The sequence below is a fragment of the Streptomyces sp. NPDC091377 genome (assembly GCF_044757045.1).
In the GTDB taxonomy this organism is placed as follows: domain Bacteria; phylum Actinomycetota; class Actinomycetes; order Streptomycetales; family Streptomycetaceae; genus Streptomyces.
In genome coordinates this window covers 317015-337295 of sequence record NZ_JBIVUE010000006.1, presented here as the reverse complement: position 1 = coordinate 337295, position 20281 = coordinate 317015, and the positions used below count along the sequence as shown (strand labels likewise).

The following is a 20281-nucleotide window of genomic DNA, read 5'->3' as shown; positions in this document are numbered from 1 at the left end:
GACAGCACCGTCAGGGCCCACTCTCATGTTCGATCCCGTCACCCCCGGTATCCTGCGGATGTCCACACCCCCTCCACAGCCGAAGGGCATCCCGTGAGCGTCATTCGCCCGGCAGCCGTCGTCGTCCTCGCAGCGGGTGAGGGCACCCGTATGAAGTCGGCCACACCCAAGGTCCTGCACGAGCTGTGCGGTCGCAGTCTCGTCGGTCATGTGCTGGCCGCCGCGGATGAATTGGGACCGGAACAGCTCGTGGTGGTCGTGGGCCACGCCCGGGAGCAGGTCACCGCGCATCTCGCCGAGGTCGCCCCGCAGGCCCGTACCGCCGTGCAGGCGCGGCGGAACGGGACCGGGCACGCGGTGCGGATCGGTCTGGAGGAGCTGGGCGGGGTCCTGGACGGCACGGTGGTGGTGGTCTGCGGTGACACGCCGCTGCTGACCGGCGGGACGCTGCGGGCGCTGGCGCGGACGCACACCGAGGACGGCAACGCGGTGACGGTGCTGACGGCGGAGGTGCCGGACGCGACGGGGTACGGGCGGATCGTGCGGGACGCGGCGTCGGGGGCGGTGACGGCGATCGTGGAGCACAAGGACGCCTCGGATGCGCAGCGGGCGATCCGGGAGATCAATTCCGGGGTGTTCGCGTTCGACGGGCCGTTGCTGGCGGAGGCGCTGGGGAAGGTCCGGACGGACAACAGTCAGGGCGAGGAGTATCTGACGGATGTGCTGGGCATTCTGCGTGAGGCGGGGCACCGGGTGGGGGCGTCGGTCGCGGGGGATCACCATGAGATCGCCGGGATCAACAACCGGATCCAGCTCTCCGAGGCTCGCCGGGCTCTGAACGGGCGGTTGCTGAGGGAGGCCATGCTGGCGGGGGTGACGGTGGTGGATCCGGCGTCGACCTGGCTGGATGTGACGGTCACGTACGAGCAGGACGTGCTGGTGCATCCGAACACCTTGTTGCAGGGGGCGACGCATCTGGGCCAGGGGGCGGAGGTGGGTCCGAACAGCCGGCTGCGGGACACCCGGGTCGGGGCGGGGGCGCGGGTGGACAACACGGTCTCGGAGGGGGCGGAGGTGGGTGAGTCGGCGAGCGTGGGGCCGTACGCCTATCTGCGGCCGGGGACGCGGCTGGGGTTGAAGGCGAAGGTCGGTACGTATGTGGAGACGAAGAACGCGGTGGTCGGGGAGGGGTCGAAGGTTCCGCATCTGTCGTATGTCGGGGACGCGACGATCGGTGAGTTCACCAACATCGGTGCTGCCAGTGTGTTTGTGAACTATGACGGGGAGCACAAGCACCACACGACGATCGGCTCTCATTGCCGTACGGGTTCGGACAACATGTTTGTGGCGCCTGTCACGGTCGGGGACGGTGTGTACACCGCTGCCGGGTCTGTGATCACGAAGGACGTACCGCCCGGTTCGCTGGCTGTGGCCCGTGGTCAGCAGCGGAATATCGAGGGTTGGGTGGCTCGTAAGCGTCCTGGGAGCGCTGCCGCGAAGGCGGCTGAGGCGGCTGCTCGGGAGCCAGGTGGCGCGGGCTGACCGGAAACCGACGGTCCGAACACGGCGTACCGTGATAAGTGCCCACTCGCACCCCACCAGCTGAGACGACGTCTGGCGCCCAGCTGAGCCGTCGTGCCCACACCCAGTTGAGACACCTCTGAGGAGACAGTGCTGTGACCGGGATCAAGACGACCGGCGAGAAGAAGTTGATGTTCTTCTCCGGCCGCGCCCACCCCGAGCTTGCCGAGGAGGTCGCCCACCAGCTGGGTGTCGGGGTTGTCCCGACGAAGGCCTTCGATTTCGCCAATGGAGAGATCTATGTGCGTTATCAGGAGTCGGCGCGCGGTGCGGACTGCTTTTTGATCCAGAGCCACACGGCTCCGATCAATAAGTGGATCATGGAGCAGTTGATCATGATCGATGCGTTGAAGCGGGCGTCGGCCCGTTCCATCACGGTGATCGTGCCGTTCTACGGTTACGCCCGGCAGGACAAGAAGCACCGGGGCCGTGAACCGATCTCGGCGCGGTTGATCGCCGACATGATGAAGACGGCGGGTGCGGACCGCATCCTGACCGTGGATCTGCACACCGACCAGATCCAGGGCTTCTTCGACGGGCCGGTGGATCATCTGTTCGCGTTGCCGCTGCTGGCGGACTATGTGGGCAAGAAGGTGGACCGTTCGAAGCTGACGGTCGTGTCGCCGGACGCGGGTCGGGTGCGGGTGGCCGATCGCTGGTGCGACCGGTTGGGTGCTCCGCTGGCGATCGTGCACAAGCGCCGGGACAAGGATGTGGCCAATCAGGTGACCGTCCATGAGGTCGTGGGTGAGGTCGAGGGCCGGGTCTGTGTGCTGGTGGACGACATGATCGACACCGGTGGGACGATCTGTGCCGCCGCGGAGGCGCTCTTCGCGCACGGTGCGGAGGATGTGATCGTGACGGCGACGCACGGGGTGCTGTCGGGTCCGGCGGGGGATCGGCTGAAGAGTTCGAAGGTGAGTGAGTTCGTGTTCACGGACACGCTGCCGACGCCGGGTGAGCTGGACCTGGACAAGATCACGGTGTTGTCGATCGCGCCGACGATCGCGAGCGCGGTGCGTGAGGTGTTCGAGGACGGGTCGGTCACCAGCCTGTTCGACGAGCAGTGAGCGGCCGGTCTTGATGATGCGGTTCTGATCGGTCGGGTTCTGATCGCGTGGTTCTGATCGGTCGGAACCCGACCGTTCGGGTTCTGGTCGCGTGGTTCTGATCGCGTGGTCGTGTTGATCGATTTTTCTGTGGCCTCCCCCGCCGAGTACTCTGGTGCAGTTGCTCGGCGAGGGAGGCCGTGCCGCTTCCGGTGAGTCCGGTGGAGCGGTCGGCGTCCGTTATCGACGCGCTCTTCGTAGCAGGCCGTTCGTGGCCGGGTGACCACGTCCGTTTCTGTTTTCTACGAGGAGTGATCCATATGTCCGAGGTGAAGCTCGCCGCCGAGACGCGCAATGAGTTCGGCAAGGGTGCCGCGCGTCGTATCCGTCGTGACAGCAAGGTCCCCGTGGTGCTGTACGGCCACGGTGTGGACCCGATCCACCTGACCCTGCCGGGCCACGAGCTGCTGCTGGCGCTGCGTACGCCGAACGTGCTGATCGCCCTGGAGATCGACGGCAAGCGCAATGAGCTGGCCATTCCGAAGTCCGTGCAGCGTGACCCGCTGAAGGGTTTCCTGGAGCACGTCGACCTGCTGCTGGTCAAGCGTGGCGAGAAGGTCACGGTCGAGATCCCGGTGCACGCCGAGGGTGAGCTGGCGGCGGGTGGCAACCTGCTGGAGCATGTGCTCAACACGCTGCCGGTCGAGGCCGAGGCCACGCACATCCCCGAGGCCGTGACGGTCTCCGTGGAGGGTCTGGAGGCCGGTGCGTCCATCCTGGCCAAGGACATCTCCCTGCCGAAGGGCTCCACGCTGGCCGTCGAGGGCGACACGGTCGTGCTCCAGGTGCTGGCCGCGCAGGCGGAGGAGGCCCCGGAGGGCGAGGCCGCCGAGGGCGACGAGGCTGTCGCCGAGGTCTGAGAGCCGCGGTGACGTCAGATTTCCCGCGACCAGCCGTCGTCCCTGTCCTGGGGGCGGCGGCTGGTCGCGTCTGTGGGGGCGTGATGATGGGGCCGATGATGAGGTCGCGTATGCAGGTGACGATGAAGGAGTCATGGACGTGACGACCGACGCGGGTGCCCCCTGGCTGATCGTGGGGCTGGGCAATCCTGGGCCCGAGTACGCGATGAACCGGCACAACGTGGGGTTCATGGTGGCCGATCTGCTGGCCGGGCGGATCGGCGGGAAGTTCAAGCGGGCGGGCAAGGCGCAGGCGCAGGTGGTGGAGGGGCGGATCGGTGCGCCGGGTCCGGGGAGCCGGCGGGTGGTGCTGGTGAAGCCGATGTCGTTCATGAATCTGTCGGGTGGTCCGGTGAACGCGCTGCGGGATTTCTACAAGGTGCCGGTGGATCGGGTGGTGGCCGTCCATGACGAGTTGGACATCGATTACGGGACGCTGCGGCTGAAGCTGGGTGGTGGGGACAACGGCCACAACGGGTTGAAGTCGATGACGAAGGTGATGGGTGCGGACTATCACCGGGTGCGGTGCGGGATCGGCCGGCCGCCGGGGCGGATGCAGGTCGCCGATTTCGTGCTGAAGGATTTCTCGTCCACGGAGCGCAAGGAGCTGGACTGGTTCGTGGACCGGGCGGCGGACTCCGTGGAGGCGCTGCTGGCGGAGGGGCTTGAGCGGGCGCAGAGTACGTACAACACGTGACGGCTTGTGGCGGCCGACCTGGCTGAGTTGACCGGGTGTGCGGTGATGGCCAAGGATCCGGGCCATGCGTTCTGCGGTGGGGTCCAGTCAGGGTGCGGGTGTCGCGCTGCGGTTCGGGCGTCGTGTGGCGATGGGGACGGTCGCCGTGCTGATCCTGATCGCCGGGGTGTGGGCTTCGTGGGGTTCGGCGCAGTACGTGATGCTGACCAAGGGGCGTGAGCGGGGCACGGTCGAGGTGGCGCGGTGCGGTGACGAGGGGTGCGGTGGGCGGTTCGTTCCGTCGTCGGTGGGGGGCAGGGCGCGGGAGTCGGTGGTGCTGGACGGTTCGGTCGGGGTCGAGAAGGGGCGTACGTACGCGGTGGTGATGAAGCCGGGCCGGGATGTGGCGGTGCGGTCGGGGCCGGGTGGGGTGGTGTACGCGTGGGTGCCGTGGGGTGGGGCGTTGTTGCTGGCGTCGGTGGTGGTGGCGGGTGGGTTGCGGTGGACGCGGGTGGCGTGGGTGATGGCCGGGTCCGGTGCGGTGTTGGTGACGGCGGCGTTCTTGGCCGTCTGACCGTGCCGGACCCGGGCCGGGGGTGGGTCAGCCGGTGTTGCGCAGGCCGGCGGCGACTCCGTTGACGGTCAGCAGCAGGGCGCGGCTGAGGACGGGGTCGGGGTCGGTGCCTGCTTCGGTGGCGTCGCGCTGGCGCTTGAGGAGGGCGACCTGGAGGTAGGAGATGGGGTCGAGGTAGGCGTCGCGGATGGTGAAGGTCTGCTTGAGGACGGGTTGGGCGTCGAGGAGTTCGGTGCCGCCGGTGATCTTGAGTACTTCGGCGGTGGTGCGTTCGTGTTCGGTGCGGATGGTGTCGAAGACGTGCTTGAGGTGGTCGGGGACGAGGGTGTCGACGTAGTGGCCGGCGATCCGCAGGTCGGTCTTGGCGAGGGTCATCTCGACGTTGGAGACGAAGTTGCGGAAGAAGTGCCACTGTCCGTACATCTCGTCCAGGACGGTGTCGAGGCCGGCTTCGCGCAGGGCCTTGAGGCCGGAGCCGACGCCGAACCAGCCGGGGACGATCTGCCGGGACTGGGTCCAGCCGAAGACCCAGGGGATGGCGCGGAGTCCGTCGAGTCCGGCGCCGGAGTCGGGTCGGCGGCTGGGGCGGGAGCCGAGGTGGAGGTCGGCGAGTTGGTCGACGGGGGTGGAGGCGAAGAAGTAGGCGGGCAGGTCGGGGTCGTCGACGAGCCGGCGGTAGACGGTGTGGGCGGCGTCGCTGACGACGTCCATGGCGGCGTCCCAGCGGGCGAGTGCTTCGTCGGACTGGCGGGGCGCGGTGTGCAGGGCGGATGCCTGGAGGGTGGCGGCGACGGTGAGTTCGAGGTTTTCCCTGGCGAGGGACGGGATGAGGTACTTGTCGGAGATGACCTCGCCCTGTTCGGTGACCTTGATCTCGCCTTCGAGGGTGCCCCAGGGCTGGGCGAGGATCGCGTCGTGGGTGGGGCCGCCGCCGCGGCCGACGGTGCCGCCGCGGCCGTGGAAGAGGCGCAGGCGTACGCCGTAGCGGTGGGCGACGTCGCGCAGGCGGCGCTGGGCGCGGTGGATCTCCCACTGGCTGGTGGTGATGCCGCCGAACTTGGAGGAGTCGCTGTAGCCGAGCATGACCTCCTGGACGTCGCCGCGCAGGGCGACGAGGCGTCGGTAGGAGGGGTCGGCGAGCATGTCTTCGAGGATGGAGTCGGCGGCCTTGAGTTCGTCGGTGGTTTCGAGGAGCGGGACGATGCCGACCTTGGCCCATCCGGCGTGCAGGTCGATGAGGCCGGCCTCGCGGGCGAGGACGGCGGCGGCGAAGACGTCGTCGGCGCCCTGGCACATGGAGATGATGTACGACTCGACGACTTCGGGGCCGAAGACTTCCAGGGCTCGCTTGACGGTCTGGAACACGCCGAGGGTCTTGGCTCCGGCGGCGTCGACGGGGGCCGGGGTGGGGGCGAGGGGGCGGCGGGAGCGCAGTTCCTTGGCCAGCAGCTTGGTGCGGTAGTCGCGGGGCATGTCGGTGTAGCGCCAGGATTCCTCGCCGACGCGGTCGAAGAGCTGGCCGAGGGCGTGGTGGTGGGCGTCGGCGTGTTCGCGGACGTCCATAGTGGCGAGCTGGAGGCCGAAGGCGGCGAGGGTGCGGATGGTGCGGTTCATCCGGCCGTCGGCGAAGAGGGCGCCGCGGTGGTCCCTGAGCGAGGTCTGGATGAGGGTGAGGTCCTGGAGCAGCTCGGTGGTGCCGAGGTAGTCGCGGCCGGGCTGGTGGGGGGTGCCCTTGGCGAGGCGCTGCTTGGTGTTGACGAGCTTCTGGCGGATGCAGGTGGCCTTGAGCCGGTAGGGCTCTTCGGCGTTGAGCCGCTTGTAGCGGGGGCTGATCTCGGGGAGGCGTTCGAGGTCGCTCTGGAGGGAGGTGAGGAGTTCTTCGGTGGCGCCGGTGTAGCGGATGGAGTTGGAGAGGAAGCCGCGGAGTTCGTCGATCATCTCCAGGGCGTCGTTGATGCCGTGTTCGTGCTGGAGGATGAGGACGTCCCAGGTGACCTGGGGGGTGACGTTGGGGTTGCCGTCGCGGTCGCCGCCGATCCAGGTGCCGAAGGTGAGGGGGCGGACGTCGGCGGGGAGTTCGACGCCGACGCGTTCCAGCTCGGCGGTGAGGTCCTCCAGGACGTCGCCTACGGCGTTGGCGTGGAGTTCGTCGAGGTAGTAGATGGCGTTGCGGGCCTCGTCGGCGGGCTCGGGGCGTACGACGCGCAGTTCGTCGGTCTGCCAGACGAGGTCGATGTTCTCGGCGAGCCGGGTGTCGTGGCGGCGGCGGTCGGATTCGATGACCGGGGTGTCGAGGAGGGCGGCGATGCGGCGGAGCTTGTTGAGGACGGAGCGGCGGGCGGCTTCGGTGGGGTGGGCGGTGAAGACCGGGCGGACGCTGAGGTGGCGGACGGTCTGGCGCAGGTGTTCGGGGTCGGCGTCCTTGAGGCGGTCGGCGGTGCGGGTGAGCAGTCCGCCTTCGGCGGCGCGCTTGGCGCGCAGTTCGCGGCCACGGTGCACCTGTTCGGTGACGTTGGCGAGGTGGAAGTAGGTGGAGAAGGCGCGGACCAGCTTGGCGGCGGTCTCCAGTTCGGTTCCGCGCAGCAGCTCGGCGGCGGCCTCGCCGTCCTCTCGGGTGAGGCGGCGTACCTTTTCGACGAGTTCCAGCAGTTCGGGGCCTTCCTGGCGGACGAGGGTCTCGCCGAGGAGGTCGCCCAGCCGGCGGATGTCGGCGCGCAGCTCGGTGCTGGTCGTCGTGGTGTGGTCGTCGGCACTGCTCACAGGTGCGGCTCCTTGCAGTGTGGAGGCTCGGCTGATGAGTTCGGGGCTCGTCTGAAGCTCGTACATGCGGGTACCCGGTGACCGTCGCGCGGCGGGTCCGCATGACGGGCCGGGCGTCCGGGGAAGAAGGTCTTCCGGGGATTTCCGGGGATTTCCGGGGACTTCCGTGGACTTCCGTGGACTTCCGGGGAAGGGGATGGTGAGAGGAATGGATCCAGAGCGGACCGCGCTGTCCGACCGACATCAAGGATAGGTGGCGGGCGGCACGCGCAGGCGGTCGGGCTCTTGCCGCAGGGCGGCGCGCTGACATACTTACGACGCCGTAGGTTACGGAAGCGTAGGGATGGTTCCGCGGAGCTGTTTCCCCGGCTCCCCCGTTTCCCTGTTCCCTCCGAGTTCCCTCCGATGTTTCCCCCGACGTTCCCCCCGCTCAGCCGCTCCCCCGTTCGCCCTGTTTCCGCCCTTCCCTGTTCCGCCGCGTTCCGCCGCATCCCGCCAGTCCAGACCCACGACCCCCCAGGGGACACCCATGACCACGAGTTCCGATGTGATCGACGAGGCCGAGCAGCCGGCGTCACCGACGTCCGGCGAGCCGTCGCCTCCCGCCACGCTGGGCGGTGACCACAAGGGTTCTCTTGAGCAGATCACCTTGCTGCTGTTCATCGTCGTACCGTTCGTCGCGCTGCTCGCGGCGGTGCCGCTGGCGTGGGGCTGGGGGGTGAGCTGGCTGGACCTCGGTCTGCTGGTGTTCTTCTACTACCTCGGCTGCCACGGCATCACGATCGGTTTCCACCGGCACTTCACGCACAGTTCCTTCAAGGCGAACCGGCCGTTGAAGATCGCGCTGGCGATCGCGGGGTCGCTGGCGGTGGAGGGGCCGCTGGTGCGCTGGGTGGCCGACCATCGCAAGCACCACCGGTTCTCCGACGCCGAGGGCGACCCGCATTCGCCGTGGCGGTACGGCGAGACCGTGCCGGCTCTGATGAAGGGCCTGTGGTGGGCCCATATCGGATGGATGTTCGATACGGAGCGGACTCCGCAGGAGAAGTACGCGCCGGATCTGATCAAGGACCGGACGCTGCGGGCCATCTCCCGGCAGTTCCTGCTGTGGACCGTGGTGTCGCTGGCGCTGCCCGCGCTGATCGGCGGCCTGGTGACGATGTCCTGGTGGGGCGCGTTCACCGCGTTCTTCTGGGGGTCACTCGTCCGGGTGGCGTTGCTGCATCATGTGACGTGGTCGATCAACTCGATCTGCCACGCGGTGGGCAAGCGGCCGTTCCGTTCACGGGACCGCTCGGGCAATGTGTGGTGGCTGGCGATCCTGTCCTGCGGTGAGTCCTGGCACAACCTGCACCATGCCGACCCGACCTCCGCGCGGCACGGTGTGGAGCGCTGGCAGCTGGACTCCTCGGCGCGGCTGATCCGCTGGTTCGAGCTGGCCGGATGGGCGTCCGACGTGCGCTGGCCGTCACGCTCGCGTATCGATTCCCGCCGCAGTGACGGGGAGGACGGCGCCCGGCAGCGGAAGGAGACGGCCGAGGCGGCATGATTGACGGTGTGGCCACCGACTCCAGCACCCCCAGCAACGACAAGCCGCGGCGTACCCGCCGCACCCGGATGACCGGTGCGGAGCGACGTCAGCAGTTGCTGACCATCGGGCGCACGCTGTTCGCGGCGAAGGGGTTCGAGGGGACGTCGGTGGAGGAGATCGCGGCGAAGGCCGGGGTGTCCAAGCCGGTGGTGTACGAACACTTCGGTGGCAAGGAAGGGCTGTACGCGGTGGTCGTCGACCGCGAGATGCGGCGTCTGCTGGAGGGTGTGACGGGGTCGCTGACCGCGGGGCATCCGCGGGAGCTGCTGGAACAGGCGGCGTTCGCGCTGCTGGACTACATCGAGGACAACACGGACGGGTTCCGCATCCTGGTCCGTGACTCGCCCATCCCGCAGTCGACGGGGTCCTTCGCGTCGCTGATCTCGGACATCGCGACGCAGGTGGAGGACATCCTCGGCAAGGAGTTCAAGAGCCGCGGCTTCGACCCCAAGCTGGCGCCGCTGTACGCCCAGGCGCTGGTGGGCATGGTCGCGCTGACCGGGCAGTGGTGGCTGGAGGTGCGCAGGCCCAAGAAGTCGGAGGTGGCGGCGCATCTGGTGAATCTGGCGTGGCACGGGTTGAACGGGTTGGAGCCGAAGCCGGGGTTGATCGGGCACCGGAAGAGTTGAGTGGGGTGCCTGCGGTGCGGGGTGGGCTGGGGTGTGACTTCGGCTGTCCGCCGGGGGTGGGTTTTGCGCAGTTCCCCGCGCCCCTGGTGGGGGTGGGCTGGGGTGTGACTTTGGGTTTGCGCCGGGGGTGGGTTTGCGCAGTTCCTCGCGCCCCTGGTGGGGGTGGGCTGGGGTTTGACTTCGGCTGTCTGTCGGGGGTGGGGTCAGGGCTGTTTTTGGGCTACTGCGAAGATTCTTCGGAAGGGGAACGGGGTGCCCTGGGGGGTTTGGGGGTAGGCCCCGCGCAGGTGGGTGCGGTATTGGGTCAGGAAGGCGTCCTTCGCCTCCTCGTCGTCGGCCAGGGCCGTGAGGATCGGGCGCAGGCCGGTGCCCTTGACCCAGTCGAGGACCGGGTCGGGGCCCTGGAGGAGATGGACGTACGTCGTCTCCCACACGTCGGCCTCGCAGCCCAGGCCGGTGAGGACGGACAGGTAGGCGGACGGGGTCAGGACGGCGTCGTCATGGCGGAGCACTCCGTCGAGGCGGGGATCCTGGGCGGCCAGGGTGCGCATCAGACGGTGGCTGGGGGCGTCGAAGTTGCCGGGGACCTGGAAGGCGAACGTGCCGCCGGGGGCCAGCGCGGCGATCCAGTCGGAGAAGCGGTCCACATGGCCGGGGACCCATTGCAGCAGGGCGTTGCTGATGATCAGGTCGTGGGTCTCGTCCGGCGTCCAGGTGAGCGCGTCGGCCTCGGTGAAGTCGAGGCTGCCGCCGCCCGGCGTGGGCCCGGCGTGGGCGTGGGCGTCGGCGAGCATCTGCGGGGAGTTGTCGTAGCCGGTGATGTGCGCGGCGGGCCAGCGGGCGGCGAGCACGGTGGTGACGGTGCCGGGGCCGCAGCCGAGGTCGGCGATCCGGGGCCGCTCGGCGGGCAGGTCGGGGACCCGGGCGAGCAGGTCGGTGAAGGGCCGGGCCCGGTGCCCGGCGTGACGCAGGTACTGGGCGGGGTCCCAGACGGGGGTGGGCATGGCGGGGTCTCCTTGAGGGCGGGCACGACGAGAAGGTCGCGGGACTCTAGGTATGTCCAGCCTGCCCCGCCATATATCTTGATGTCAAGAGACTTCATGTCGACACAACCACTACACTGATCGTCATGGAGGACGAGGTCGATCGGCTGGTCGCAGCGTGGCGCCGGGAGCGCCCGGACCTCGACGTGGAGCCGCTCGAAGTGCTCAGCCGGGTCAGCAGACTGGCCCGGCATCTGGACCGCGCGCGTCGGCTGGCGTTCTCCGAGCACAGTCTGGAGCCCTGGGAGTTCGATGTGCTCACGGCGCTGCGCCGCGCGGGCACCCCGTACCAGCTCTCCCCCGGTCAGTTGCTCACCCAGACCCTGGTCACATCCGGCACCATGACCAACCGTATCGACCGGCTCGCGAAGAAGGGCCTGGTCGAGCGGTTGCCCGACCCCAGCGACCGGCGTGGGGTGCTGGTCCGTCTCACCGACGAGGGGCGGGACCGCGCCGACCAGGCGCTCGCCGGGCTCCTCGACCAGGAGCGGGCGATCCTCGCCGAGCTGTCCCGCGCCCAGCGCGGTGAACTCGCCGCGCTGCTACGCCAGCTGACCGCCCCGTTCGACAACATCCCCGGTTAGGTCCACCGGACCGACCCCGGCCCGGCGGGCGAGCGCCACCGCGGCCAGCGTGGAGTGCACCCCGAGCTTGCCCAGCACGTTCTGCATATGGGTGCGGACCGTGTGCGGGGAGAGGAACAGCCGTTCCGCGACCGCCTTGCGGCCCAGCCCCGCCACCATGCAGCGCAGTACCTCTCGCTCCCGCGGGGTGAGTGACTCCACCAGCCGTTCGCTCTCGGTGCGGTGCTTGCGCGCGGCCGTCAGCTCCCGCAGGACCCCGGTCAGCAGGGCGGGCGGCAGATGGGTCTCGTCCCGCAGCACGCCCCGTATCACCGTCAGCAGCCGGGACAGCGAGCAGTCCTTCGCGACCCAGCCGGACGCGCCGGCCTGGATGGCGAGCGCCGCCCGCCGCGGGTCGTCCTTCTCGGCGAGGACGACGGCCCGGATCGCGGGCTGTGCCGTCCGCACGCCCGCGACCAGTGATATCCCGTCGACCAGCCCGTCCTCACCGACCTCCGTCACCGGTACCGCCGCCCGGACGCCCGGCGCGGTGCAGCCGAGGTCCGCGTCCACGAGCAGCACGTCGTAGCGGCGGCCCTCGGCCGCGGCGCGCTCCAGGCTGCGCAGCGCGGCCGGGCCGCTGCCGGCCGCGGACACGTCGACGTCCGGCTCGGCCGCCAGTGCGGCGGCGAGGGACTCGGCGAAAATACGATGGTCGTCCACGACCAGGACTCGGATGCGAACCACTGACAACCCCCACTGGTCCGGAGGTACGACGACCGGTGCGGGCAGGACGCCCGGAGGATGCCAGAGCCGCTCGGCCGCCGCCGTGCAGAGACTGCTACCCCCCGATCGGGCGTCGTACCCGACTGTCGTACCGATGTCGTACCCGACTTGGTCTCGCCCCCTGAACCGTGCCGGCCCCCACCGGCACTGTTCATCAGAGTACGGCCGGGAGCGGGCGGTGGAAGGTGATTCGCGGAACTGACCGGCCGACCGCGTTTATGGTGAGCCGCATGTTTCGTCTCGTTGCGGAAGTCGACAGATCCCGGTGCGATCTCCTACGGGCCCGGCTGCGGGCCGCCAACACGGCGGCCTCCCCCAGACTGCGCGCCCTGCGCGACACCCCGCACGAGCGCGAAGTGCCGTTGCAGCTCTGGATGCTGGACGCCTCCGACGCGTTCCACGGCGGGCTGGTCGGGTACACCTGGGGCGGCTGGCTGCATGTGACGTATCTGTGGGTGGACGAACACCGGCGCGGCGGCGGGCTGGGCGCGGCGCTGCTCGCGGAGGCCGAGCGGATCGCGCGCGCGGAGCGGGGCTGCCGGGCCGTGCGCCTGGAGACCTGGGACTTCCAGGCGCCGGACTTCTACCGGAAGCAGGGGTACGACGTGGTGTGCGTGATCCCCGACTATCCGCCGGGGATCACCGAGTACACGCTGACCAAGCGACTCGGCTGAGCGCGGTCGGCCGGGTCGGCCGGGCCGGGCGGGGCCGGCCCGGGGGGCGTACCGCGCCGTGTCGTGCCGCGCTGTGCCCTGTCGTGCGGTTCAGGCGAGTCGTGCGGCCCCGGCCGACGGGACCGCCTCGAACGTCCTCGGGGGTGTGTGTCCGGCCGCCGCGAACGCCGCCGCCACCGCCTTGGTGATCGTCTCCACGTCCCCCGTCTCCGCCAGGACGATCGCCGAGCCGCCGAAGCCGCCGCCGGTCATCCGGGCGCCGAGAGCACCGGCCGCGAGGGCGGAGTCGACCGCGGTGTCCAACTCGGGGCAGGAGATGCGGAAGTCGTCGCGCAGGGAGGCGTGGCCCTCGGTGAGCAGCGGTCCGATCTCCCGGGTGCGGCCCGCCTCCAGCAGTGCGGCGACCCGTTCGACGCGCTGGTTCTCGGTGACGATGTGCCGGACCAGCCGGCGCACCTCGTCCTCGTCGCCGAGCCCGGCGAGCGCCGTGTCCAGGCCGTCGTAGGGCACGTCCCGCAGGGCGTCCACGCCCAGCAGGGCGGCGCCCTTCTCGCAGCCCGCGCGGCGTTTGCCGTACTCGCCGTCGCTGTGGGCGTGCCGGACGCGGGTGTCGACCACGAGCAGCCGCATCCCCTCGGCGGCGAGGTCGAAGGGGATCTGCCGTACGGACAGGTCGCGGGTGTCGAGGAACAGGGCGTGTCCGGCGGTGCAGCAGGCGGACGCGGTCTGGTCCATGATCCCGGTGGGGGCGCCGACGTAGACGTTCTCGGCGCGCTGGCAGAGCCGGGCGAGTTTCCAGCGGGGCAGGTCGAGCGCGTACAGGTCGTTGAGCGCGAGGGCGACGACGACCTCCAGGGCCGCCGAGGAGGACAGGCCCGCGCCGACCGGGACGGTGGAGGCGAGGTGCAGGTCGGCGCCGGTGACGGGGTGCCCGGCCTCGCGCAGCGCCCAGACGACCCCGGCGGGGTACGCCGTCCAGTGCGGGTCGGTGCCGGGGGCGAGGGCGTCGACGCGCAGTTCCACGACGCCCTCGGTGCCCGCGGTGCCGTCGGCGGAGGCGTCGGCGGAGTGGAGGCGCAGCAGGCCGTCGGTGCGCCGGGAGACGGCGGCGACGGTGGTGTGCGGCAGCGCGAAGGGCATCACGAAGCCGTCGTTGTAGTCGGTGTGTTCACCGATGAGGTTGACGCGGCCGGGGGCCGCCCAGACGCCGTCGGGGGCTCTGCCGTAGAGCGCGGTGAAGGCTTCGCTGATCGGGGCGCTCACTTATCGCTCTCCTGTGCCGGCGTTCTCGACGTCCTGGATGTCCTGGGTGTCCTGGGCGTTCTGGGTGTTCTGGGTGTCCTGGATGTTCTGGGCGAAGTGCCAGGCGTCCGCGACGATCGCGGTGAGGTCGGAGCGGGACGGGGTCCAGCCCAGTTTCTCGTGGGCGGTGTCGGCGGCGGCGACCAGGACGGCCGGGTCGCCACCGCGGCGGGGGGCGGCGGTCTCGGGGACGGGGTGGCCGGTGACCCGGCGGACGGTCTCGATGACCTCGCGGACGGAGAAGCCGCTGCCGTTGCCGAGGTTGCAGATGAGGTGCTCGCCGGGGCGGGCCGCGTTCAGGGCCAGGAGGTGGGCTTCGGCGAGGTCGGCGACATGGATGTAGTCGCGGACGCAGGTGCCGTCGGGGGTGGGGTAGTCGTCGCCGTAGACGGAGATGCTCTCGCGGCGGCCCTGGGCGACCTGGAGGACGAGGGGGATGAGGTGGGACTCCGGGTCGTGGCGTTCGCCGTGGGTGCCGTAGGCGCCGGCGACGTTGAAGTAGCGCAGGGAGACCGCGGCGAGGCCGTGGGCGCGGGCCTCGCCGCCGATCATGTGGTCGACGGCGAGCTTGGAGGCGCCGTAGGGGTTGGTGGGGTGGGTCGGGGCGCTCTCGGGGATGGGGACCCGGTCGGGTTCGCCGTAGGTGGCGGCGGTGGAGGAGAAGACGAGGGTGCGTACGCCCGCGTCCCGCATCGCGGCGAGCAGGGCCATGGTGCCGCCGACGTTGTTGTCCCAGTACTTCTCGGGTCGCACGACGGACTCGCCGACCTGGGAGGACGCGGCGAAGTGGAGGACCGCCGCGTAGGAGGGGTCGAGCCACTTGGCGGCGTCGCGGATGTCGCCCTCGATGAAGGCGGCGCCGGCGGGGACGCCCGCGCGGAAGCCGGTGGAGAGGTTGTCGAGGACGGTGACCTCGTGGCCCGCCTCCAGCAGATGCTGGGCGACCACGCTGCCGACGTACCCTGCTCCGCCCGTCACCAGGTACTTCATGAACTCGCTACCTCTCGCAGTCGCTCGGCCGCGCGCTCCGGCGGCACGTCGTTGATGAACACGCTCATACCGGACTCGGAACCCGCGAGGAACTTCAGCTTGCCGGAGGTCCGACGGGTGGTGAAAAGCTCCAGGTGCAGCGCGAAGTCGTCGCGGTCGACGCCCTCGAACCCGTCCGGTCGCCCGAACGGGGCCTGGTGCCAGGCCGCGATGTACGGCGTCGGCGGCTCCTGTTCGCCGAAGATCCGGTCGAAGCGCTTCAAGAGTTCCAGATAGATCCGCGGGAATTCGGCGCGCGCGGCCTCGTCGAGGGCGAGCAGATCGGGCACCCGGCGGCGTGGGTACAGGTGGACCTCGTAGGGCCAGTGCGCGGTGTACGGGACGAAGGCGGCCCAGTGTTCACCCGTGAGGATGACCCGACTGTCGGCGAGTTCCCGTTCCAGGACGGCGTCGAAGAGGTTGCCGCCGCCGGTGGCCCTCTTGTGCGCGGCGGCCTGGCGGAGCATCAGTGCGGTGCGGGGGGTGGTGAAGGGGTAGCCGTAGATCTGGCCGTGGGGGTGCTGGAGGGTGACGCCGATCTCGCGGCCCCGGTTCTCGAAGCAGAACACCTGCTGTACGGAGGGCAGATGGGACAGTTCGGCGGTGCGGTCGGTCCAGGCGTCGAGGACCAGTCGGGTGTGTTCCTCGCCGAGGTCGGCGAAGGACGCGTCGTGGTCGGGGGTGAAGCAGACGACCTCGCAGCGGCCGGAGTCGCCGGCGAGGGAGGGGAAGCGGTTCTCGAAGACCACGACGTCGTAGGAGGAGTCGGGGATCTCGCTGAGCCGGTCGTCGCGGGTCGGGCAGAGCGGGCACTGGTCGGCGGGGGGATGGTAGGTGCGGCTCTGCCGGTGCGAGGCGATGGCGACGGTGTCGCCGAGCAGGGGGTCGTGCCGGATCTCGGAGGAGGTGACCGTGGGCTCCAGCGGCCGGTGGTCGGCGGCGGTGCGGACGGTCGCGTCGCTCAGGTCGTAGTAGATCAGTTCACGACCGTCGGCCAGCCGGGTCGAGGTCTTCTTCACGTACGGACTCCCCTTCGGCCCACCACGGCACATCCATCAACAGAACTCAACACATCAAAACACAACCCACCATGGCTTGTCTGCACCGGAGACACCCCCGCCCCGGAGAAGGTGCTTCCTCCGGGGCGGGGGGCGATGAACGGCCGGCCGATGACCGGGCGACCGATGAACGGGCAGGAAATGACCGGGTGGGTGGTGACCGGGTGGGTGGGTCAGGTCAGCTTGTCCGCCTGGGCGGTGACGAGGTCGGCGGGGAAGGGGAAGTCCTTGCCGGACTCGATGGCCGCCGCGTTGACCAGCGTGAAGTGGGCGAGGGTCGCGCCCTGGCGGAACACGACCGCCTTCCAGGGGGCCTCGGCGCCCTCGATCTTGGTGAAGGCGGTGAACGCCACCGCGTCCTCGCCGCCCTTGGGCGCGGTGTCCTCGGTGACCTTGCTGGCGGTCAGCTTCTCGCCGCCCACCGTCCACTCGAAGCCGCCCTTGCACGCGGTGACCGCGTCGCCGAGGGACTTCAGCGTCTCGGCGGCGTCGTCCGCGCTCTGGTAGGAGGCGAGGGTGACCATGCCGGTGTTGATGTCCGTCGAGGCTTCCTCGGAGCCCTCGCCGCCGCCCGCGCCGCCCGTGACCCGGCGGTGCACGGCCGCGTCGGCGGCCCCCGCCGTCGTCCCGGCCACCGCGCGCCCCAGTTGCAGGCAGTCCTTCTCGTCGACCTTCGCCGCCTCGGCCGCGGAGATGTCGGAGTCGGGCGCCTCCGCCACTTGGTACCCGGGCAGGTCCGCCGCCTTCAGGGCCGCCTTCTCCAGCTCGGCCGCGGTGAGCGGCTGCACACCCTCGGCGGCGGCCCCGGAACCCTGCGAGCCCCCGTCCGCCTTCCCTTCCTTCCCGCCCTTCCCGTCGTTCCCGTCGTTCCCGTCGCCGGACCCACCGCAGGCGGTGAGCAGGGCCAGGGAGACGAGGGCGGCGACCGCGGGGGTGACGGCACGGAGACGGGGGTGGCGACGGGGCCGGGGACGGGAGTGGGGACGGGAGTGGCGTATGCCGGAACTGTTCACGTTCTGCGCGGTTCACTTTCTTCGCCGGACAGGCTGACTGACCTGGTGTCAGCCAAGGTTATCCGTGGCCCGGGCCGGGCCGGATCGGACCCGCTCGGTCCAGGAGGCCCGTCCGGGCCGCGAGGGCGGCTGCTTCCAGGCGGGAGCCGACGCTCAGTTTCATGAGGACGCGCTGGACGTGGGTGCGGGCGGTGGAGGGGGCGATGCCCATGCCGGCGGCGATGACGCGGGTGTCCTCGCCGTCGGCGACCCGGACCAGGACCTCGACCTCGCGCGGGGTGAGCATCCGCAGCAGCCGCTGGCCCTCGTCGTCGGGCTGGGCGGCCGGGTTGAGGAGATCGCTGAACGCGCCCTGGAGAAGGCCCGGCGCGATGGCCACCTCGCCCGCGCGGGCCTTGATGATGGCGCGCTCGACGCCCTCTATCCGTTCGTCGTGCCGGACATAGCCGGACGCGCCGGCCGCGAACGCCGCCGCGATCCCGCGCGGACTCGGCACCGGCCCCAGCACCAGCACCGCGACCTGCGGACGCTCCCGCTTGATCCTCGCCACCGGGTCGAACGCGCCCGGTTCGGCAGGCGTCGCCGTGCCCAGCAGACACACCTCCGGCGCCCGCGCGATCACCAGTTCCGCCACGCCCGCCGTCGGCGCCGCCGCCGCGAGCACCCGGTGCCCGCGCAGCTTCAACGCCGAGGCCAGCGCCTCGGCCAGCAGTCGGTGGTCATCGACCACCATCAGCCGCACTCCCATCGAGAACCCCCCAGTCCCCCCAGTCCCCCCATGGATGCCCACTACGGGTCAGCATCGCTCCCCGCGGCGAGAACCCGTTCCCTCGGGCCTCCGGCACCCCCGCTCCTCATGCCCCCGGAAGCTACACGCTTGTTCGACATCGCGCGCCCCCAACCGGAGAGATCCGCCCCCGGATCGCCGAAATCCCCCGAGTTCGAGGGGGGTGGCGCCACCGCGCCCGCGGCCCCGCCCTGAACAGGGACGGGGCCGCGGGCGCGGTGCCGTACGGGCGGCGGTGTCTTGGGGCACGCACGGGGGCCGTACGCCGGCCGCGCGCCGCCGACGGCCCCCCGCACGCCGCTACTTCGCCCCGAATCCCAGCGCCGTGTACACCTCTTCCCCCTTGGTGTACGGCTTGCTGACCAGGTTCTTGCCGAGGAACAGCCGCCCGTCGGTGTACAGCGCCTCCGCCGAACGCGGCACCATCCTGCTGATCGCGTCCCGCACATCCCGGGTGCCCGGTGTCTCCAGCAGGGTGGTCTGCTTCAGCGAGCCGCCGTTCACGGAGACGATCTGATCGCCCTTGTCGTACGGCCCCTCCTTGTACGCGACGAGGTCGCCGCCGTCCATCCGCAGCGGGAAGACCGTGTACCGGTCACCTGCGTCGATGCGGTCGCCGGTGGACTTCCCGGTCTCCAGCGAGAACGCGACGATCTCGTTGGTCATCCTGGAGTCCGCGCCGCCGTCGTGCTCCTTGGTCGGCACGTACAGCTTGCCGTTGCCGACCACGATCCCGCCGCAGCCGTCGGTACGGGCGATCTCGCAGCGGTGGTTGTACTCGCCGTCCTCCAGCGGGATCTTGTACAGCAGCTTGCCGCTGTCGTCGAGGGAGAAGACGTCCGAGGCGCCCGAGGCGGTGATGTCCGCGGAGTCCACACCGAAGACCACCGGCTGGGTGGAGATCACCTTGATGTTCTCCAGCCCGTCGGGCACCTTGTAGCCCCACTTCACCGACCCGGTCTTCGGGTCGATCAGCTGGACCTCGTACTTCTCGTTGCCGTAGTCACCGCACTTGTGGACGGCGACGAGCCGCGCGCCGCCCGCGTAGCCGACATCCGTGCAATTGCTGACCTTGGGCTGCCAGAGCACCTTGCCGGTGGTCACGTCGAAGGCCGCGCCGCCCGAGTAGCCGCCACCGACCGCGACCGTGCCGCCGGAGATGGTGGCCTCGGCGAACGCCACCTCGGCGTCGCTGACGGTGACGCTCTTGCTCCACAGCTTCTTGCCGCTGTCGACGTTGAACGCGGTGATCTGCGTGCAGGGCTCGTGCTCGCCCTTCGCGTTGCGCTTGGCGGCCTCCGACAGCACCACCGTGGTGCCGTCCCCGGTGATCTGACGGGCGTAGCCGCAGGTCTGGCCGGTGAGCGGCAGCGTCCACTTCGTGCCGCCGGTGTCGGGGTCGTAGCCGGTGACCTGGTTGACGCCGCTCTTGGCGTAGACCGAGTCGGTCAGCCAGGAGCCGGCCACGCTGTGGATCTGCTCGTCCTTGACCGGCGGCGCCGGGATCTGGAACAGCACCCCGGCCGCGGTGTCGGCGGGCACCCGCTCGCTGCCCTTCGGGGCGGCGCCCTCGTCGCCCTGCGCGCCGTCCCCGCCGTTCTTGTCCTTGTCACCGCCGTTCTTGTCGCCGGAGGTGGCGGTGTCGTCCTTCGCGCCGTCGTCGGAGGAGGCGTACCAGACACCGCCGCCGACGATCAGAGCGATCGCGACCACCGCGGAGACGATGATCGCCACCTGCGCGTTGATCTTCTTCCCGCCGGAGCCCCCACCAGCCTGCGCCTGCATCGGCACGGTGGCCTGCGGATAGCCGTAACCGGGCGGCGGCTGCTGGGCGCCGTACGGGTTCTGCGGGGCGGCGCCGTAAGGGTTCTGCGGGGCGGCGCCGTACGGGTTGTTCGGCTGCGGGTGGGCGCCCGGCTGCTGCTGGGCGTACGGGTTCGGCGGCTGGGCCGGATATCCGTAGCCGGCCGGCTGCTGCGGCGGCTGCGGCGGCGGGCCCGCCTGCGGGTAGCCGTAGCCCGGGGGCGGCTGGGGTGTGTGGGGTGCCTGGGCCGGGGGCTGGGGTGCCTGTGCGGGCTGGGGCTGCTGCGGCTGGTCGGCGGGTGGCCCGAACCCTCCCCCCTGCGGGGGCTGGTGGGGCGGCGGAGGCGGCGGCTGGGTCATGACGGAGAACCTCGGTGCATCGGACGTCCAGGGACGGAACGGGA

18 protein-coding genes are annotated in these 20281 nt (G+C 70.4%); 9 read left to right on the top strand and 9 right to left on the bottom strand.

Going from position 1 to position 20281, the window contains the following annotated elements; all coding sequences use genetic code 11:
* Positions 1-93 precede the first annotated feature (93 nt).
* From glmU to ACIQNG_RS16260, 5 genes are all read left to right on the top strand, one after another.
* The gene (glmU, locus tag ACIQNG_RS16280) at positions 94-1542 is read left to right on the top strand and encodes a bifunctional UDP-N-acetylglucosamine diphosphorylase/glucosamine-1-phosphate N-acetyltransferase GlmU (RefSeq protein WP_401485524.1); all 1449 of its coding nucleotides are present in this window, start codon (positions 94-96) and stop codon (positions 1540-1542) included.
* 134 nt (positions 1543-1676) lie between these two features.
* On the top strand, positions 1677-2651 hold the full coding sequence (locus ACIQNG_RS16275) for a ribose-phosphate diphosphokinase (RefSeq protein WP_401434248.1): 975 nt from the start codon (positions 1677-1679) through the stop codon (positions 2649-2651).
* A gap of 299 nt (positions 2652-2950) precedes the next feature.
* Positions 2951-3550: a 50S ribosomal protein L25/general stress protein Ctc gene (locus tag ACIQNG_RS16270; RefSeq protein WP_401485522.1), complete on the top strand. Its 600-nt coding sequence runs from the start codon at positions 2951-2953 to the stop codon at positions 3548-3550.
* A 133-nt stretch (positions 3551-3683) separates the two neighbouring features.
* Positions 3684-4286: an aminoacyl-tRNA hydrolase gene (pth, locus tag ACIQNG_RS16265; RefSeq protein WP_401485520.1), complete on the top strand. Its 603-nt coding sequence runs from the start codon at positions 3684-3686 to the stop codon at positions 4284-4286.
* Between the two features lie 64 nt (positions 4287-4350).
* The gene (locus ACIQNG_RS16260) at positions 4351-4839 is read left to right on the top strand and encodes a hypothetical protein (protein WP_401434241.1); all 489 of its coding nucleotides are present in this window, start codon (positions 4351-4353) and stop codon (positions 4837-4839) included.
* A gap of 27 nt (positions 4840-4866) precedes the next feature.
* Here ACIQNG_RS16260 and ppc read toward each other — a convergent pair whose 3' ends face one another.
* Positions 4867-7599 (bottom strand): phosphoenolpyruvate carboxylase, encoded by a 2733-nt coding sequence (ppc, locus tag ACIQNG_RS16255; RefSeq protein WP_401485518.1) that lies wholly within the window; start codon positions 7597-7599, stop codon positions 4867-4869.
* Positions 7600-8128: 529 nt separating this feature from the next.
* On the opposite strand from ppc, the gene ACIQNG_RS16250 reads away from it, so the two are divergent.
* Positions 8129-9148 carry an acyl-CoA desaturase gene (locus ACIQNG_RS16250; RefSeq protein WP_401434237.1) on the top strand — a complete coding sequence of 340 codons (1020 nt, stop codon included), beginning with the start codon at positions 8129-8131 and terminating at the stop codon, positions 9146-9148.
* Positions 9145-9819 (top strand): TetR family transcriptional regulator, encoded by a 675-nt coding sequence (locus ACIQNG_RS16245; protein WP_401434235.1) that lies wholly within the window; start codon positions 9145-9147, stop codon positions 9817-9819. Before ACIQNG_RS16250 ends, ACIQNG_RS16245 begins: the two co-directional genes overlap by 4 nt.
* A gap of 203 nt (positions 9820-10022) precedes the next feature.
* Here ACIQNG_RS16245 and ACIQNG_RS16240 read toward each other — a convergent pair whose 3' ends face one another.
* The gene (locus ACIQNG_RS16240) at positions 10023-10823 is read right to left on the bottom strand and encodes a trans-aconitate 2-methyltransferase (protein ID WP_401434232.1); all 801 of its coding nucleotides are present in this window, start codon (positions 10821-10823) and stop codon (positions 10023-10025) included.
* Between the two features lie 125 nt (positions 10824-10948).
* Here ACIQNG_RS16240 and tamR point away from each other — a divergent pair, with 125 nt between their 5' ends.
* Complete coding sequence (gene tamR / locus ACIQNG_RS16235) at positions 10949-11446, top strand: MarR family transcriptional regulator TamR (RefSeq protein WP_019753616.1); 498 nt, start codon at positions 10949-10951, stop codon at positions 11444-11446.
* On the opposite strand, the gene ACIQNG_RS16230 is transcribed toward tamR, so the two are convergent.
* Positions 11405-12172, bottom strand: coding sequence for a LuxR C-terminal-related transcriptional regulator (locus ACIQNG_RS16230; protein WP_401434230.1), 768 nt, complete (start codon positions 12170-12172; stop codon positions 11405-11407). The two genes, tamR and ACIQNG_RS16230, sit on opposite strands and share 42 nt — an antisense overlap.
* A gap of 257 nt (positions 12173-12429) precedes the next feature.
* On the opposite strand from ACIQNG_RS16230, the gene ACIQNG_RS16225 reads away from it, so the two are divergent.
* On the top strand, positions 12430-12885 hold the full coding sequence (locus ACIQNG_RS16225) for a GNAT family N-acetyltransferase (RefSeq protein ID WP_401485515.1): 456 nt from the start codon (positions 12430-12432) through the stop codon (positions 12883-12885).
* Between the two features lie 90 nt (positions 12886-12975).
* On the opposite strand, the gene galK is transcribed toward ACIQNG_RS16225, so the two are convergent.
* The 6 genes from galK to ACIQNG_RS16195 form a co-directional block, all read right to left on the bottom strand.
* Complete coding sequence (gene galK, locus ACIQNG_RS16220) at positions 12976-14148, bottom strand: galactokinase (protein WP_401485513.1); 1173 nt, start codon at positions 14146-14148, stop codon at positions 12976-12978.
* Positions 14149-15177 (bottom strand): UDP-glucose 4-epimerase GalE, encoded by a 1029-nt coding sequence (galE, locus tag ACIQNG_RS16215; RefSeq protein ID WP_401485511.1) that lies wholly within the window; start codon positions 15175-15177, stop codon positions 14149-14151.
* Positions 15174-16235 carry a galactose-1-phosphate uridylyltransferase gene (galT, locus tag ACIQNG_RS16210; RefSeq protein ID WP_401485509.1) on the bottom strand — a complete coding sequence of 354 codons (1062 nt, stop codon included), beginning with the start codon at positions 16233-16235 and terminating at the stop codon, positions 15174-15176. The genes galE and galT overlap by 4 nt, the downstream gene beginning before the upstream one ends.
* A gap of 212 nt (positions 16236-16447) precedes the next feature.
* A complete protein-coding gene (locus ACIQNG_RS16205) occupies positions 16448-17287 on the bottom strand; it encodes a hypothetical protein (RefSeq protein WP_401485507.1) in 840 nt (279 codons plus the stop codon).
* 58 nt (positions 17288-17345) lie between these two features.
* Positions 17346-18035, bottom strand: coding sequence for a LuxR C-terminal-related transcriptional regulator (locus tag ACIQNG_RS16200; protein ID WP_401434215.1), 690 nt, complete (start codon positions 18033-18035; stop codon positions 17346-17348).
* Between the two features lie 339 nt (positions 18036-18374).
* The gene (locus tag ACIQNG_RS16195) at positions 18375-20237 is read right to left on the bottom strand and encodes a PQQ-binding-like beta-propeller repeat protein (protein WP_401485505.1); all 1863 of its coding nucleotides are present in this window, start codon (positions 20235-20237) and stop codon (positions 18375-18377) included.
* Between the last annotated feature and the right edge of the window lie 44 nt (positions 20238-20281).